The sequence below is a fragment of the Arthrobacter sp. 05T444 genome (genome assembly GCF_056395905.1).
Map to the genome: position 1 here is coordinate 36,732 of NZ_JBFTKK010000014.1, position 16,243 is coordinate 52,974.

At 65.9% G+C, this 16,243-nt stretch carries 16 protein-coding genes; 11 read left to right on the forward strand and 5 right to left on the reverse strand.

Features of this window, described 5'->3' with window-relative positions; translation table 11 throughout:
• Nucleotides 1-179: 179 nt before the first annotated feature.
• Genes AC1DD3_RS14125 through mnhG form a run of 6 tightly spaced genes read left to right on the forward strand, consistent with a single transcriptional unit; the run spans nt 180 to nt 6,770 of the window.
• The gene (locus AC1DD3_RS14125; RefSeq protein WP_476881957.1) at nt 180-3,320 is read left to right on the forward strand and encodes a Na+/H+ antiporter subunit A; all 3,141 of its coding nucleotides are present in this window, start codon (nt 180-182) and stop codon (nt 3,318-3,320) included.
• Nucleotides 3,317-3,916 (forward strand): Na(+)/H(+) antiporter subunit C, encoded by a 600-nt coding sequence (locus tag AC1DD3_RS14130; RefSeq protein WP_476881958.1) that lies wholly within the window; start codon nt 3,317-3,319, stop codon nt 3,914-3,916. Before AC1DD3_RS14125 ends, AC1DD3_RS14130 begins: the two co-directional genes overlap by 4 nt.
• Entirely contained in the window at nt 3,913-5,547 is a 1,635-nt protein-coding gene (locus AC1DD3_RS14135; protein WP_476881959.1) for a Na+/H+ antiporter subunit D, read from the forward strand. The genes AC1DD3_RS14130 and AC1DD3_RS14135 overlap by 4 nt, the downstream gene beginning before the upstream one ends.
• Nucleotides 5,544-6,089: a Na+/H+ antiporter subunit E gene (locus AC1DD3_RS14140; protein ID WP_230119174.1), complete on the forward strand. Its 546-nt coding sequence runs from the start codon at nt 5,544-5,546 to the stop codon at nt 6,087-6,089. The genes AC1DD3_RS14135 and AC1DD3_RS14140 overlap by 4 nt, the downstream gene beginning before the upstream one ends.
• Entirely contained in the window at nt 6,086-6,364 is a 279-nt protein-coding gene (locus AC1DD3_RS14145; protein WP_230119175.1) for an MrpF/PhaF family protein, read from the forward strand. The genes AC1DD3_RS14140 and AC1DD3_RS14145 overlap by 4 nt, the downstream gene beginning before the upstream one ends.
• Entirely contained in the window at nt 6,354-6,770 is a 417-nt protein-coding gene (gene mnhG / locus AC1DD3_RS14150; protein WP_476881960.1) for a monovalent cation/H(+) antiporter subunit G, read from the forward strand. The genes AC1DD3_RS14145 and mnhG overlap by 11 nt, the downstream gene beginning before the upstream one ends.
• A 10-nt stretch (nt 6,771-6,780) precedes the next feature.
• Here mnhG and AC1DD3_RS14155 read toward each other — a convergent pair whose 3' ends face one another.
• From AC1DD3_RS14155 to AC1DD3_RS14170, 4 genes are all read right to left on the reverse strand, one after another.
• Nucleotides 6,781-7,545, reverse strand: coding sequence for an SDR family NAD(P)-dependent oxidoreductase (locus tag AC1DD3_RS14155; protein ID WP_476881961.1), 765 nt, complete (start codon nt 7,543-7,545; stop codon nt 6,781-6,783).
• A gap of 141 nt (nt 7,546-7,686) precedes the next feature.
• Entirely contained in the window at nt 7,687-8,565 is an 879-nt protein-coding gene (locus AC1DD3_RS14160) for an SDR family oxidoreductase (RefSeq protein WP_476881962.1), read from the reverse strand.
• Nucleotides 8,558-9,535, reverse strand: coding sequence for a helix-turn-helix transcriptional regulator (locus AC1DD3_RS14165; protein ID WP_476881963.1), 978 nt, complete (start codon nt 9,533-9,535; stop codon nt 8,558-8,560). Before AC1DD3_RS14165 ends, AC1DD3_RS14160 begins: the two co-directional genes overlap by 8 nt.
• Nucleotides 9,536-9,631: 96 nt before the next feature.
• Nucleotides 9,632-11,341 carry a PucR family transcriptional regulator gene (locus tag AC1DD3_RS14170; RefSeq protein ID WP_476881964.1) on the reverse strand — a complete coding sequence of 570 codons (1,710 nt, stop codon included), beginning with the start codon at nt 11,339-11,341 and terminating at the stop codon, nt 9,632-9,634.
• Nucleotides 11,342-11,468: 127 nt separating this feature from the next.
• Here AC1DD3_RS14170 and AC1DD3_RS14175 point away from each other — a divergent pair, with 127 nt between their 5' ends.
• Genes AC1DD3_RS14175 through AC1DD3_RS14195 form a run of 5 tightly spaced genes read left to right on the forward strand, consistent with a single transcriptional unit; the run spans nt 11,469 to nt 15,851 of the window.
• Nucleotides 11,469-12,761, forward strand: a complete 1,293-nt coding sequence (locus tag AC1DD3_RS14175) for an alpha-hydroxy acid oxidase (protein WP_476881965.1) — start codon at nt 11,469-11,471, stop codon at nt 12,759-12,761.
• Nucleotides 12,761-13,705 (forward strand): ABC transporter substrate-binding protein, encoded by a 945-nt coding sequence (locus AC1DD3_RS14180; RefSeq protein WP_476881966.1) that lies wholly within the window; start codon nt 12,761-12,763, stop codon nt 13,703-13,705. The genes AC1DD3_RS14175 and AC1DD3_RS14180 overlap by 1 nt, the downstream gene beginning before the upstream one ends.
• 12 nt (nt 13,706-13,717) lie before the next feature.
• Nucleotides 13,718-14,650 carry an amino acid ABC transporter permease gene (locus AC1DD3_RS14185; RefSeq protein ID WP_476881967.1) on the forward strand — a complete coding sequence of 311 codons (933 nt, stop codon included), beginning with the start codon at nt 13,718-13,720 and terminating at the stop codon, nt 14,648-14,650.
• Entirely contained in the window at nt 14,650-15,414 is a 765-nt protein-coding gene (locus tag AC1DD3_RS14190; RefSeq protein WP_476881968.1) for an amino acid ABC transporter ATP-binding protein, read from the forward strand. The genes AC1DD3_RS14185 and AC1DD3_RS14190 overlap by 1 nt, the downstream gene beginning before the upstream one ends.
• A 56-nt stretch (nt 15,415-15,470) precedes the next feature.
• Nucleotides 15,471-15,851 carry a RidA family protein gene (locus AC1DD3_RS14195; RefSeq protein WP_230119184.1) on the forward strand — a complete coding sequence of 127 codons (381 nt, stop codon included), beginning with the start codon at nt 15,471-15,473 and terminating at the stop codon, nt 15,849-15,851.
• A 100-nt stretch (nt 15,852-15,951) separates the two neighbouring features.
• Here AC1DD3_RS14195 and AC1DD3_RS14200 read toward each other — a convergent pair whose 3' ends face one another.
• Nucleotides 15,952-16,215: a DUF4235 domain-containing protein gene (locus AC1DD3_RS14200; RefSeq protein ID WP_230119185.1), complete on the reverse strand. Its 264-nt coding sequence runs from the start codon at nt 16,213-16,215 to the stop codon at nt 15,952-15,954.
• Between the last annotated feature and the right edge of the window lie 28 nt (nt 16,216-16,243).

Here is a 16,243-nt window from a genome sequence, read left to right on the forward strand (position 1 = left end):
TCCGCCCGCGGCGAACACTGACGGGAAACTCTCCCGCGGACCCGGGAAACTTGCGCCAACGTCCGGCGGTGAAGGGAAAAGTGTCAGTGCCCGCTTGATAAACTGTCGGGACCGAACCCAACGAATGACCGCCTGCTCCAACTTTTGATAATCGAATTCCTGACTTTGCGGAGATACCAGTGATCACAGTCCTTGCCGTGCACTTTGCGGTTGCTGCTGTGGCGCCGCTTATCTTCCGGAAATTCGGTCGGAGTTCGTTTTATGCGCTGGCGGCCGTGCCCGCCGGCTCATTTGTCTGGCTGCTGCTGCAGCACGGCGCCGTCTACGGCACGGCGCCCCAGCACGCCGCTGGAGGTCCGGGCCAGGCCACCGAGGTCATCCCGTGGATCCCTGGCCTCGGCATGGAGTTTGCCTTCCGCATGGATGCCCTGGCCTGGGTCATGTCCCTGCTGGTGCTCGGCGTGGGCGCCCTGGTTCTCGTGTACTGCGCCCGGTACTTCAAGAACAAGGACAGCTACCTGGGCGGCTTCGGCGCCCAGCTTCTGGCGTTCGCCGGGGCGATGTTCGGCCTGGTCACCGCAGATGACCTGCTCCTGCTGTTCATCTTCTGGGAACTCACCACGGTCCTGTCGTATCTTCTGATCGGCTACGCGCGCACCCGCCTCGCTGCCCGCCGCTCCGCCCTGCAGGCACTCATGGTCACGACGGCGGGCGGCCTTGCCATGCTCGTTGGCCTGATCATGCTCGGGGCCAGTGCCGGCACCTACCGGATATCAGCCATCCTGGAACAGGCGCCCGGGCTGGTCGGCGGGCAAACGGCGGGAGCCGTGGGCGCCGCCGTCGTACTGATCCTTATTGGCGCGGTCACCAAATCAGCGCTGGTCCCGTTCCACTTCTGGCTTCCGGGAGCCATGGCCGCCCCCACGCCGGTGAGCGCCTACCTGCACGCAGCTGCGATGGTGAAGGCCGGCGTCTACATCGTGGCACGGCTGGCCCCGGGATTCACCGATACGGCGTGCTGGCTCCCCATGGTGCTTGGGCTGGGCCTAGCCACCATGCTCGTGGGCGGGTACCGGGCACTGCGGCAGACCGACATCAAGCTCATCCTGGCCTACGGCACCGTCAGCCAGCTCGGCTTCCTCACCATGGTGGTGGGCCTTGGCAAACCCGACGCGGCGCTCGCGGGCCTCGCCTTGTTGCTGGCGCACGGACTCTTCAAGGCCACGCTGTTCCTCGTGGTTGGCATCATCGACCACCAGTCCGGCACGCGCGATATCCGCAAGCTCTCCGGCGTCTTCCGGTCGTCGCGTGCCCTGGCGGTCGTGGCCGCGATCGGTGCCGCCTCCATGGCGGGTGTCCCGCTGCTGGGAGGCTTTGTGGCCAAAGAATCCGTGCTCGAGGCCTTCGTCCACTTCGCGGGCGAGCCCGGCTACGGACCGTGGGGCGCGGTGGTCCTCGCCGGAGTGGTGCTCGGATCAGTGCTTACTTTCGCCTACAGCGCCCGGTTCCTGTGGGGCGCCTTCGCGGAGAAGCCGGGCGTGGACCGTACGCCGTTCAAGGCGATCAAGCCGTCCTTCCTCGCGGCGCCCGCCGTCCTGAGTTTTCTCACCATCGTTTACGGCCTGTGGCCTGCGCCGGTGGACAGCTGGATCCAGCCGTACGCTGCCCTGTTCACCGGGGGAACGGCCGACGCCGGGACCGGCGGAGGTGCCGCCGGGCACCTGGCGCTGTGGCACGGTCTCACTCCGGCGCTGGGGCTGACGGCCGTCACCTTCGCACTCGGCCTTGCTATGTTCTACGCCCGCGGGCTGGTGGACCGAGCGCAGAGCGCGGTCCCCGGATGGATTGACGCGGACCGCGGCTACCAGCTGACCATCGGCGCCCTGGACGACGCCGCCGTGTGGATCACAGGCCGCACGCAGCGCGGTTCGCTGTACTTCTACCTCGCCGTGATCCTGACCGTCGCGTTCGTGCTGCCGCTGACCGCCCTCATCGCCGCGGGCAAACCGCTGCCGGAAGGGCTGTACTTCATCGATCCCAACTCGCCGCTGCAGATCGTGGCGGGGGCCGGGATCGTGATCGGGGCCCTGGCGGCAGTCCGGGCCAACAAGCGCTTCCTGGCGGTGCTCATGGTCTCGGTGACCGGCTACGGCATTGCCCTGATGTTCGCACTGCAGGGCGCGCCGGACCTTGCTCTGACGCAGATGCTGGTGGAAACCATCATCCTGGTGGCCTTCGTCCTGGCCATGCGCAGCCTGCCGGCCGAACTCCGGGACCGCACCGGCGGCAAGTACCGCGTGGTCCGCGTGATCATCGGGCTGGCCTTTGGCGCCACCATGGTCTTCGCCGCCATCCACGCCATGGGTGCCCGGGTTGCGACGCCGGTGTCCCTGGAGTTCCCGAAGCTCGCCTACGAGGGCGGCGGTGGGCTGAACATCGTTAATGTCACGCTCGTGGACATCCGGGTGTGGGACACGTTCGGCGAGATCTCGGTGCTTGCGCTGGCCGCGACCGGCGTCGCCAGCCTGATCTTCATCCGCGGCCGCGGCGACGGCATCCGCGCATCGGCCACAGTGGCCGAGGGCACGGTGGGCCGCCGCATGGGAGTGGACAAGTCGTCGCGTGACGGCGCCGCCTTGGCGCTGAGCCGCAAGTTCGCCGCCGCCTCCCGCGACGCGTGGCTCGTGGCAGGCCGCACCATGGCGCCCGAACGGCGCTCCATCATCTTTGAAGTGGTCACGCGGCTGATCTTTCACTCGATGATCATCTTTTCTCTCTACCTGCTGTTGGCCGGGCACAACCTTCCCGGCGGCGGGTTCGCGGGCGGGCTCATGGCAGGGCTGGCCCTCACCCTCCGCTACCTGGCGGGCGGACGCTACGAGCTTCGGGAGGCCACCCCCATCAGCGCCGGAACCCTGCTGGGGATCGGCCTGGCAACGGCCGCCGCGTCCGGCGTGGCCCCGCTCCTGCTGGGCGGGCAGGTGTTCCAAAGCGCCATCGTTGAGGTGTGGCTGCCGGTTTTCGGGGACATCAAGTTTGTCACGTCCACCATCTTCGACACCGGCGTCTACATTGTGGTGATCGGGCTGGTGCTGGACGTGCTGCGCAGCCTGGGAGCCGAGATCGACGAGCATTTCGAGGAACAGCCCGGGCAATCCGCCGAGGGGCAATCCGCCGGCCCGCCCGCCGAAGCCGAACCCTCCGCCGGCCCGCAGTCCGAAGCCGAACCTTCCGAAACCCAGCCAGCCGAGGACAGCCCGTCCGCCGGGGACCGGGGGCCCGGCGTCCCGGCCGAGACCACCGCGAGGGGACAGGCATGAGCGTCAACCTCACCCTGCTGACCGTCATGGGCGCGCTGTATGCGTGCGGCATCTACCTCATTCTCGAGCGCAGCCTCACCCGCGTGCTGCTGGGCCTGATGCTGCTGGCCAATGCCACCAACCTGCTGATCCTTGCCACCGGCGGCTACGCCGGCCTGGCCCCGTTCTTCAGCAAAGACACGGACCCAGGCGCCTACAACGACCCCCTGCCCCAGGCACTGATCCTGACCTCGATCGTGATCTCCTTCGCCGTTACCGCCTTTATGCTGGGCATCATTTACCGGACCTGGGTGCTGGCCCGCCAGGACGAGATCCAGGACGACGTCGAGGACCGCCGCGTCGCGGCAACACCCAGCTTCGATGCCGAGGACGACGCCGTCATCCCGGTGGAAACCTCCGAGTTCCCGCTCACCATGCTCGGCTCCGACGGCGCGGCTGTGTCTGACTCGTTTGCAGCTGAAGCCGCCACTGAAGCCGCTCCCGCGCCGGCCGCAGTCCCGGCGGGCGGAGGAACCATCTCCGCCGAAGATGCCGCGCGGGAAGAGAAGCCCGGCTCCGCCAACCTCGATATCAACACTGAAGGAGGCGGAAAGTGAGCATCGCAAGCCTGGCCCCGCTCGCCGTCGTTCTTCCCATCCTGGGCGCAGCCCTGACGTTCGTGCTGATCCGGCGCTCGCGGGCACAGCGGGCCGTGAGCATAGCGCTGCTGTCCCTCACCCTGCTGCTCGAATGCCTGCTGCTGGCCTCCGTCTGGGACGGCGGAACGGAGGCGGTGAACATCGGTGGCTGGCTGCCGCCCTGGGGGATCGTGCTGGTGGTGGATCAGTTCTCCTCGCTGATGCTGGTGGTGTCCTCCGCGGTGAGCCTCGCGGTCCTGGTGTACGCCACCGGTCAGGGCATGGCCGACGGCGACGAGGACGCCCCCGTGTCGATCTTCCACCCCACGTACCTGATTCTCGTGGCAGGTGTCTCGAACGCATTCCTCTCCGGTGATCTCTTCAATCTCTACGTCGGCTTCGAGATCCTGCTCACCGCCAGCTACGTTCTGATGACCCTGGGCGGGACAGGTCCGCGCGTCCGTGCCGGCGTCACGTACGTGGTGGTCTCGGTAGTCTCCTCAGTGCTGTTCCTGATCGCGATCGCCATGATCTACGGGGCCACCGGCACCATCAACATGGCGGACCTCGCCATCAAACTTGCGGAGCTGGACCCGGGCACCAAAACGCTGCTGCACGTCATGATCCTGGTGGCGTTCGGCATCAAGGCCGCCGTGTTCCCGCTGTCCTTCTGGCTGCCTGACTCCTATCCCACGGCACCGGCCCCCGTGACGGCAGTGTTCGCCGGCCTGCTGACCAAGGTGGGCGTCTATGCCATGGTGCGCACAGAGACCCTCCTCTTCCCCGGCGACACCCTCAACTCACCGCTGATGGTGGCCGCGCTGCTGACCATGGTGGTGGGGATCCTGGGTGCCCTGGCCCAAAGCGACATCAAGCGTCTGCTGTCCTTCACCCTGGTCAGTCACATCGGCTACATGGTGTTCGGATTGGCCATGTCCTCGGTGGCGGGGCTCGCCGCTGCCGTGTTCTATGTGGCCCACCACATCACCATCCAGACCAGTCTCTTCCTGGTCACCGGCCTGATCGAGCGCCGCGGCGGAAGCTCGTCCGTGGACCGGCTGGCGGGGCTGGCCAAGCTGTCGCCACTGCTGGCTTTGCTGTTCTTCATCCCCGCCATGAACCTCGCGGGCATCCCGCCGTTCTCCGGATTCCTTGGCAAGCTGGGGCTGATGCAGGCCGGCATCCAGCTCGGCACCCCGCTGGCCTACTCGCTGGTCATCGGCGGCGTTGTGACGAGCCTCCTGACCCTGCTGGCGGTGGCCCGGGTCTGGAACCGTGCGTTCTGGCGAAAGGCCGACGACGCCGAGCACCCCGACCCCGTCCTGCTCGCCGACACCAAGGATTCGGCCACGGGCCCCCGGGCGGGCAAGCGCAACGTCGTCCTGCTGCCCCGGACCATGGTGGGCTCCACGCTGGGCCTGGTGGTCCTCGGCGTGGCGCTCACGGTCTTCGCCGGCCCGCTCTTCCGGGTGGCAGGCCAGTCCGCTGAGGCCATGCTGGACAGGTCTGCGTACATCAAGGCGGTGCTGGGCGAGCATGCGCCCGTTCCGGGCCTGGCCGTGGGTGGCAGCACCCTGAGCGGCAGTGACCCGGGCGGTGACGGAAAATGAGCCGGAAGCGGATCTCCCTGCGGCAGGAACTGCCGCTGCTTGTATGGCTCGTGATCGTCTGGGGTGCCCTCTGGCAGGACTTCAGTCCGGGCAACCTGCTGTTCGGTGCCCTGCTCGCCGCCGTCGTGGCCCGCCTGTTCTACCTGCCGCCGGTGGAGCTGAGCGGGCGCTTCAGCGTCCTCCGGGCCATCCCGTTCGCCGTGCAGTTCCTGGGCAGGGTGGTGGCCGCCAGCTTCCAGGTCTTCTACCTGGCCGTGGTGCGGGGGCCCAAGGTGACCAACGCCGTCGTCGCCGTTCCGCTGCGGAGCCATTCTGACCTGATGGTGACCGCCACCGGGCACGTGATCTCGCTGATTCCCGGATCGCTCGTGGTTGAGGTGGACAGGTCCACGTCCACGCTCTACATCCACGGCCTGAACGTTAGGAACGCTGACGACGTGCTGAAGCTCCGCAAGGAAGTTCGGGACACCGAGGCGGGGCTGATCCGCGTCATGGGCACGAAGGAAGAACTTGCAGCCCTGAACCTGGAGGTGGGCGCATGATGGAGCTCGTCCTGACCGTGACCGCCGTGGTGTTGTCCCTGGCCGCGGCCGGTGCGATCGTGCGCATCGCCCGTGGTCCGTCGCTGCTGGACCGGGTCCTGGCGGCCGACGTCCTGCTGGCCATCCTGGGCGCGGCGCTGTGCATCGACATGGCCGTGAACAGGCACCTAAACAACCTGATGCTGCTGGTGGCGGTGTCCATCATCGGGTTCATCGGCTCAGTGACGGTGGCGCGCTTCGTGGCCGACCGGCGGGAGCACCTCAATGAATCCTGACGCCAACGCCGTGGACACGGTCATCGATGCTGTGTCCGCCGTGTTCATGATCGTGGGGGCAGTGATGTCCCTGGCCGCGGCCATCGGCCTGCTGCGGTTCCCGGATCTCATGAGCCGCATGCACGCTGCCACCAAGCCACAGGTGCTCGGGCTGTTCCTGCTGCTGGCCGCCGTGGGCCTGCAGCTGCGCACGTGGTGGGTGTGGCCGGTACTGCTCGTGGCGTGGATCTTCCAGCTGCTCACGGTGCCGGTGTCCGCCCATATGGTGGGCCGGGCCGGCTACCGCACCAAGCACCTCCACCGGGAACTGCTCAGCACGGATGAGCTGGAAGCCGTTGTGCTGAAGGCCGCCGAAGCGGCCAAGGCGCCGGCTTCCGACGGCGGCCGGTCACCTGCCGCGGAGTGAGCCGTTGCGTTCAGGTCTGGTCGGTGGGCATGATCCACAGCTCGCCGATGGAGGCGTGCCGGGGCCGGGTGACCATGTAGGCGACGCCGTCGGCGATGTCCTCGGGTGCGAGGACCTCCGTCTGCTCATAGAACGGATCGATCATCTCGCCGCGGACCTCGGGGTTGTTGTGTGAACCCAGTTCGGTGTCCACGCCGCCGGGTTCCAGGACGCCGACGCGCACGTGGCGCTGGGTGACTTCCTGGCGAAGGGATTCGGTAAAGCCGTTGACGCCGAACTTTGTCAGGTTGTAGACGCCGTAGCCGTTCCAGGCGACGCGCCCGGCGATCGAGCTGATGTTGACGATGTCCGCGACGCGGCGCGGGCCGTCCTCGGCGGCTTTGAGCAGGTGCGGCAGGGCGGCGTGCGTGGTGTGGAGCAGGCCCTGGACGTTGATGGCGATCATGCGGTCCCACTCGGCGGGGTCGGCGCCGACGACCGGGCCAAGGAGCATGAGGCCGGCGTTGTTGACCAGGATATCCAGCTGTCCGAAGCGCTCAGCGGTCCGGTCTACGGCGGCCTGCGCCTGGGCGCGGTCGGTGATGTCGGCTTCGATGACCAATGCGGTGCCGCCGGCTTCTTCGATCTCTGCGGCCAGAGCCTCCAGGCGGTCCCGGCGCCGGGCGACGAGCGCGACGGACGCGCCGATTGCAGCGAGCTGCCGAGCGGTGGCGGCGCCGATGCCGCTGCTGGCGCCGGTGACGAGGGCGGCAGTTCCGGTCAGTTTCGATGTCATGGCTGGGTTCTCCTCAAGATGTTGGTGCCGGTTTTGGGCAGCCGGTAGCCATAGCCGTCCAGCGGGTTGGTGGCGGTGGGCTTTGCGGCGGGTTTGGGAGACGGCGGCGGGACCTCCCGCCGTCGTCCGTTTGCGTTGCTGTCAGGCGTCGTCGTGGGCGAGGTTGCCGGAGAGTCGGCGGTGGGCGTCGGCCTGGTCCTGGAGTTCCTTGGCCCGGGTCTCGAATACTCCGACGGCGTCCGCGCCGGCTGCGAACCGCAGCGGCGGCTCATCCAGCTCGGCCAACTGGATCAGTGCGTCGGCGAGCTTCGCCGGGTCCCCGCCCTGCAGGCCGTTCATGCCCTTCCACGCGGTGACCGTCTGCTCTGTCCGCAAGGCGTAGTCTTCGATGGTGGATACGGCGTAGCTGGTGGATTCCGGGGTGAGCAGCTCGGTGCGGAAGAATCCCGGTTCGACGATCATGGTACGGATGCCGAACGGGGCGATTTCCATGGCCAGGGACTCCGCCCAGCCCTCGACGCCGAACTTCGACGCGGCGTACGCGGTGAGGAACTCCCCGCCCGTGATCCCGGCGGTCGAGGAGATCGTGACGACCAGGCCCGAGCGCTGGGCCCGCAGGACCGGCAGGGCCGCCCGGGTGACGTTCATGGGCCCGAACATGGTGGTTTCAATCTGTGTTCGGAAGTCGTCCGGGGTGATTTCCTCAAAGAATCCTGCGTAGAAGTTGCCGGCGTTGTTCACCAGGACGTCGATGCGTCCGAAACGGTCAACTGCAGCCTGGATGGCTGCCGCCGCATCCGCAGGGTCAGTGACGTCGAGCTTCACCGCCAGCAGGTTCTCGTTTTCGCCTACGGCCTGGGCGACCCTTTCCGGGTTGCGGCCGGTGGCGACCACCGCGTGGCCGGCCGCCAGGGCCGCCTTCGCGATGTCGGTGCCCATCCCGCGGCCGGCGCCGGTGATGAACCAGACCTTCTTGGCCATGTTTTCCTTCTGCACTGTCTTGGTTTTCTTCTCAGTCATGGTTTAGTTTTCCCTGGGTATGTGGTCCCGGCTGCGCGTGGGGGCGCATCTCCGGGACGGCGGAGACACCGGCAGGATCGCCGGTGATGGTGGTTTGGGGAGGCGATGCCGCCCAGCTGGCGAGGAACGCCAGCGCGTTTTCAGACGCGGAGCCCGGTTCGGCGGTGAAGGTGAACAGGGTCTGTCCCTCATCGCCGGGAAGGTCCAGCGTCTCGAACTGCAGGGACAGTTCCCCGGCGACCGGGTGGTGGAAGCGCTTGGTCCCCGTGGTGTGTATCCGCACGTCGTGCCCGGCCCATAACGCGGCGAACAGGCCGCTGCTCGTGGTCAGCTCCCCGACCAGCTCGTTCAGCGCCCGGTCGTGGGGGTTACGCCCTGCTTCCGATCGCAGCATCGCGACCGTGGTGGCCGCGATCGCACGCCAATCGGGGTAGAAATCGCCTGCACGCGGGTCGAGGAAGAGATAGCGTGCCTGGTTCGGGAGCCGACCCGGGGTGTCCGGCCCCGACGGTCCGGCGAATTTGAACACCTCCGCGTACAGCGCACGGCCCAACAGGTTGGCGGCCAGTACGTCCGAGCGGCCGTTCTGCACCATGGCCACCACTCCGGTCATGCCGTCCAGCAGACGCAGCACCCCGGGACGGACCCGTTGCTGTGCCGGCCGGCGCGGCGTCCGGCGGGCCGGCGCGTTGGCCGTCCGGGCCAAATCCATCAGGTGTGCCCGCTCGGCCTCGTCCAGCTGAAGAGCAGCGGCCACAGCCTCGAGCACGGAGTCTGAGACGCCGCGCACGCTGCCGCGTTCCAGCCGCGTGTAGTAGTCCGTGCTCACACCGGCGAGCTGCGCCACTTCCTCCCGGCGCAGGCCGGGCACGCGCCGCAGCTCCCCATAGCTGGGAATACCCGCCTGCTCAGGGCTGAGCTTCGCGCGCCGCGAGATCAGGAACTCACGGACTTCTTCTTTTCTGTCCACAACCACCACGCTACGCAGCCCGAGAACCGGGTGGCAGTGTCCATCAGACACCCCCAAGCCGCCTGAAACAAAAGGGGCCTGTTCTCTGCCGGAGGCCTAAGCCAGCGCGCTGGCAGGTCCGGATCTCGGTGCAGTTGGTGTCGCCCGCGGTGCGAGATCCATGGTTGTGAGGCGCAGCCACAGCCAGAGCCGCTTCTGCGGGTCGTCCAGATCCAGGTCAAAGTCCTTGGCCAGGCGTGCGACCCGGTAACGGACGGTGTTGTTGTGCACGTGGAGGCGTTCCGCCATCGTGGAAATGCTTCCGTTCGAAGCCAGATATGCCCGGAGGGTGTCCAGGTAGCCGGTCTGCTGCTCGGCATCGTGGGCCTGGATCCTGGTGATGTCGTCGACGTCGGAAAGTCCGTTTTCGGCGATGAACGCCCCGATTTTCAAGAGATTCAGCGGGATCCGGTAGTCCTCGAATAGCCCGGCGGCGGGGGATTGCACCCCACCGGAACCGGAACCCGGCGTTTCCGTTTGCCGACGGAGCAGGTATTGCAGCGTTTGCAACGCTTCGGATCTGGATTCCGGCAGGTCCTCTAGCCGGGGTGCGATGCCGCCAACGGCTGCGATGAGCGGGTAGGAGCTGATCGTGTGTGCGTAGGCGCCGATTTCCTGGACCACACGCCGATGGACGGCCCTTGGAGCGGTCCCTTCGCAGGGCAGAAGAGCGTAGACCACCGAGTCAATGAGGGCACTGTGGCTGGTGTTGAACTGAAGGTTGCAGACTGTCGTAACAAGATGCAGCAGCCGTTGTATGTCGCGCACCGATTCAAGGCTCCCGGTTTCGGGCCGGACGATGGAAAACGCCGCGACCGCGAGCCCGTGGGCTGCATCGAGTCCCAGCTGGGCGGCGGCAAACGCGGCGTGCGCCGTGTCGTCCATGAGCGTGCGGATCAAGTCCCCGTTCCGGCGTTCCCCAAAGTCGGAGGCCGAGCGGGCATGGAGCATGTGGAGTCCGGCCAGTGGCGCCATCCTGCCGAGTGCGTTCAGCGCCGCCTCGCGTTTGTCTTCGCCCGGGTCGATGATCCAGATCGAGCCAAGAAGTTCCCCGCCGGCTCTCACGGCGAGGGCCAGCCTTGCCATCTCATCATCTATTGCGGGGACTAACACTGCCCCCGAGGACGCATAGACGGTCTTGAAATCCGTGTCGAAGGCCGGCGGCTGGATCTCCTGCAGGGAGAGTGTCGTGACGCGGCGCAGTTCGTCGACGGGCTGTCCCGGCAATGTCGAGTAACCGAGCACCCGTCCGAGCGGGTCCACGATGCTTGCTGCACCGTTGGTGATCGACGCCGCGGCGTTGGCGAACGCGTAAAGGTCCCCGAGCCGGACACCTGAGACGGAATCGGCGGCCGCCCCCATGACCGATGCCCTGGCAAGTGTCACCAGGCGGGTCCAGTCCACATTGTCAGGTGCAACCAGGACGGCCAGGCTGTGCCGGACTGCGGCAGACCGTAGCTGCTCCATCGGCGTCCCATGGGCTTTGACGATCACTGCAGCAGCATCGCTGTTAGAGGCCCGGTGCATCAGCTGGTCGAAATCGACCGAGCCACAGGTCAGGCCGACGGCCAGAATGATGCGGTCGTGGACGCTTGTCCATTCGTCGAAGGGGTCATACATGAGGACATCCGATACGGGATGGCTGAGGTTTTCCGGTGTGGGGTTGGCATGCACCAGATCGGCCTGCATTAGCTGGATGCAATCCGACAGCCGTACGACGGCCCCGTGAAGATCGCCCTCCGTCAGGTCCGTTTTATGCGTATCCATACCTTGGAATTTATCACGGGCAATCCGCAAATCTTTTAGCCGAACTCACATATAGAAGGCGCGAGATCTGCGTCACCATTGGGGAAGGAAGCGACAAGGAAGTCCTTCAAAACCAAGAGGATCAGCAGTGAAATTCAAAGACATCAGGGCCCTCGCCACGGTCCAAGGCCCGGCCCGGACGGCCTCGGAGCGCCTCGCCAGGCGTTGCTACAGCGTCGAGGACATGAGGAAGCTCGCATCGAAACGCCTCCCCGGCAGCATTTTTGACTACATCGAGGGCGGCGGCGAGGACGAGGTGTCCCTGCGGCGCAACCAGTCCTCCTTTGATGACTGGTCCTTCCTGCCGAAGTGGGGATCTGTCCAGGACCTTGACCTCAGCTCAACCCTCCTGGGTGGCCCGGTATCGATGCCCCTGACGCTCGCCCCGACCGGCGGCACCAGGCTGTTCCATCCGGACGGTGAGACCGCTGTTGCCAGTGCGGCAATGGAGGCCGGCGTCCCCTACGGCCTGGCGCACCTGAGCACAACCCCCATGGAGCACGTCAGCGCCGCTACCCCCGGCCTCCGGCGCTGGTTCAACATCGAACCGATAGGGGACAAGGTAGAGCTGCAGGCAATCCTGGACAGGGCCGCGGCCGCAGGCTATGAAGGCCTGCTGGTCAACGTTGACTGCCGCGCCATCGGCCACCGCGAACGGGATTACCACAACGGGTTCACCGCGCCTCCGTCCATCAAGATGAAGACCGTCGTCGAGGGAGCCCTGCACCCGCGGTGGGCGCTTGGGTTCCTGGCCAATGACGCGATCGCCTTCCCCAACCTGGACGCCGAGATCCCCGACGGTCCCTTGTCCAGTACCCCTGACATGTGGCGGACGCTGCTTGCCGGTTCCTACGAACCGACGGACTGGGATGACATCCGGGATCTGCGTGCCCGCTGGAACGGCCCCATCATCCTCAAGGGGGTGGTTAATCCCAACGATGCCGCCACGGCCGCCGAGATCGGCATCGACGCCATCCAGGTCAGCAACCACGGCGGCCGGCAGCTCGATCACATGGCCTCGCCCCTGGACCTCCTCCCGGACATCGTCGACCGGGCGGAAGGCCGGCTCGAAATCATCGTCGACGGCGGCATCCGCCGCGGCTCCGACGTCGTCAAGGCCATCGCCCTCGGCGCCGACGCCTGTTCCATCGGCCGCCCTTACCTGTACGGCCTCGCGGCCGCGGGCCAGGCCGGCGTTGCCCATGTCCTGAGAATGTTCGAGGCCGAAATGACGCGCACCATGGTGCTCCTCGGGGTGTCTTCAATCCAGGAGCTTCGGCTGGAAGGCCGTGGGCTGATCCGGCACCGCAATGCACCCCTTGCCCGCACCTCACCCGCCCCGAAGGCCCACAAGGGCCTGGTAGAAATGAGAACCCCCTGATGAAACCTTCATTTGCCACCACCCGAGGCAGATATCGCCGCCTTGGATCGTCCGTCGTCGCAACGGCGGCGCTGGTGCTTGCTGTCACGGCATGCACCCCTGCCGGCACTGCATCGCCTTCGACTTCTTCCGGTTCGGCCGTGCCGGGGACCGGCGTGCCGGCGCTGGAAGTCAACCAAGCCGCCGTCGGACTTCTCCCGGAGTCCATCAAAACGTCCAAGGTGCTGCGGGTGGCCATCCCCACCAACGAGCCGCCTACCCAGTTCTACCGGGAGGGCACGCAGGAGATGACGGGCACCAATCCCGACGTGGCGCGCCTCATCGGTGAGGCATTGGGTGTCAAAGTCGACATCCAGGTGGCCAACTTCGACGCCATAATTCCCGGGCTTGCTGCCGGTCGGTATGACATGACCGTCTCTTCCATGACACCCACCACCAAGCGGATGGAAGTCCTGGACTTCGTTGATTACATGCAGGTCGGCGGCGGCGTTGCCGTGCCCAAGGGCAACCCGGCGGGGATCAAAGACCAGCACGCACTGTGCGGTAAGAAGGTCGGCCTCCTCACCGGGTCCTACCAGCTCACGGTCGACGTCCCGAAATTCGACCAGGCCTGCACCTTCGACGGTAAAGAAGCGATCCAGCGCAGCGAGTTCCAGGACACGCGGCAGGCCATCTCCGCCCTCACCAGCGGACGGTTGGACGCCGTACTGGCGGATGCGCCCATCCTGAACTTTGCCGCCACCCAGAACCCGCAGATCGAGATCGCCGCAGAGTACGACGTCACGCCTGTTGGGGTTGGCGTGCCGAAGGACTCCAGCCTGGTCAAGTCGGTCTCTGCTGCCCTGGACGCAGTGATCAAGAGCGATTCCTACAAGAAGGTGCTGGGGAAGTACGGACTTGAATCCAGCGCCATCACTGACGCCCGCGTCAATTTCGCCCAATAGGAGGTGAACACCATGCAGCAACACTCAATCCCTGACACCAGGAAGCAAGCCCCGCCGGCATCGGAGGACTCCATCCCGGTGGTGCCGCTCAGGCACCCCGTCCGGCTGGCCATCGCAGCCGTTTTGATCCTCCTTGCCCTCAGCGCCGCGTGGGACGTGGCGGTGAATCAGCGGTACCACTGGGATGTTGTCATCTCGTATCTCTTCGCTCCACAGATCATTGCCGGTGCCGGGCTGACGATCCTCCTGACGGTGGTATCGATGAGCGTCGGTATTGCCCTGGGCACGCTCCTTGCCGTCATGCGGCTCTCAGCGAATCCGATTCTCAGCACGATCAGCCGGAGTTACATCTGGTTCTTCCGTGGCACTCCGCTCTTGGTGCAGCTGATCTTTTGGTACAACATCGCCGCCCTGTATCCGGTGATCGCCTTCGGGCTTCCCTTCGGCGGGCCGTCCCTTATCCTCGGATCGGCCAACGTGCTGATCTCGCCATTGGGTGCCGCGTTGCTGGGCCTGTCCCTGAATGAGGCCGCCTACATGGCCGAAATCATCCGTGGCGGCATCGGGTCCGTGGACAAGGGCCAGTATGACGCCGCCCGGGCACTTGGAATGGACGGCGGAAAGCTCATGCGCCGCGTGATCCTGCCCCAGGCCATGCGCGTGGTCCTCCCACCGACCGGCAACCAGGTCATTTCCATGCTCAAAGGCACGGCCCTTGTCAGCGTCCTGGCGATCTCGGACCTGCTCTACTCGGCCCAGATCATCTACGCCAACAACTACCAGACGATCCCGCTGCTCATCGTCGCCAGCCTCTGGTACCTGCTGATGACAACCATCCTGAGCTTCTTCCAAACCAAACTCGAACGACGGTATGGCCGCGGCTTCGACGTCGCGCCGCGACGGACCCGCCAGCAAAAGGCCCAGCCAAAGACAAGGACAGCATGATGAACGCCGCCATGGTGGAAGCCCAGGGTGTCCGCAAGAGCTTCGGCTCAACGGAAATCCTCAAAGGCATTGATCTGAGAGTCGAACGCGGTTCGGTGACCTGCCTGATCGGACCGTCCGGTTCCGGGAAGACCACTTTCCTCCGGTGCATCAACCACCTGGAAAAGGTCGACGCCGGTCGCCTTTACGTAGACGAACACCTGGTGGGCTACACCGAGCGCCACGGACGACTTTACGAAATGAAAGAGCGCCAGACCGCACGCTCACGGCTGAACGCGGGCATGGTTTTCCAACGCTTCAACCTCTTCCCGCACATGACGGTGCTGGAGAACATCGTGGAAGCGCCCGTCCATGTGCTCGGGCGTCCGCGGAACGAAGTCACCGCCGAAGCGCAGACGCTGCTGGACCGCGTCGGGCTCGGCGACCGGGGACACTCCTACCCCCAGGAGCTCTCCGGCGGGCAGCAACAGCGGATCGCAATCGCGCGGGCACTGGCCATGAAACCCAAGCTCATGCTCTTCGATGAACCCACGTCCGCACTCGACCCGGAGCTCGTCGGCGAAGTGCTCGACGTCATGAAATCCCTCGCCGAGGCCGGGATGACCATGGTCGTCGTCACGCACGAACTTGGCTTTGCCCGTCAGGTCAGCGACCAGGTCGTTTTCATGGATCAGGGGGTGGTCGTCGAAAGCGGACCCCCCGCGGAGGTCCTTGGTTCACCGCGGCACGAACGCACCCAGGCCTTTCTTTCAAAGGTCCTCTAAGAACATCAACAACTCCGGCCGGCCACCGCGCCGGTCACACGAAAGGAATCCTCCCCATGCCTCGACAGCAGGTAACCACAGACCTCGCGCCCAGCCCGGCCGGACCCTACTCCCAGGCGATCGCCGCCAACGGCTTCCTCTTCACCGCGGGCCAGACACCCCACGACCCCGTCACCGGTGACACCGTCGGCACCACCATCGAGGAGCAGACCGTCCAGGCCATGAAGAACCTGGCTGCAGTCCTGGCCGGGCACGGACTGGACTTCTCCCACGTCGTCAAAGCAACGGTGCACCTGCACCATCCCGGCCGGGATTTTTCAGGGTTCAATGCCACGTACGAAGGGTTCGTCGAAGCCCCCTACCCGGCTCGAACCACCGTCGGTTCATTCCTGGGAGACTTCCTGGTCGAAATCGACGTCGTAGCCGCCATACCGTAGCCAGCCCAGGACCTCCGCTGGGGAATGACCGCGGACCACGGCCCCGTCTGATGCAGTGTCCAGCATTAGTCGGGCCCGTGGTCGGCTCACCAGGAAGTGGCTAGACGATGTCCTGGGTTTTGGCGAAGCGGGTGATCGCCCGCTGTGTGCCCCGGTTGGCCAGCACCTGGATGATGGCGCTCACCGAAGCTGAAATGAGGGCAAAGGTGAGGGCCGAGCGGAGCGTCGTGGGGACGTCGTCCTTCCCGCCCTTGGGCGGCTTGCGGCCGGTGGTCTTTTCCCAGATGGTGTCCACGGCCTTGGTGCCGGCGAATCCGGCGAGCAGGCTAATGCCGGTGCCAAGCAGCTTGATGAAAAAACTCATTCCGAAACTCCTTGCGACGTGAATACAG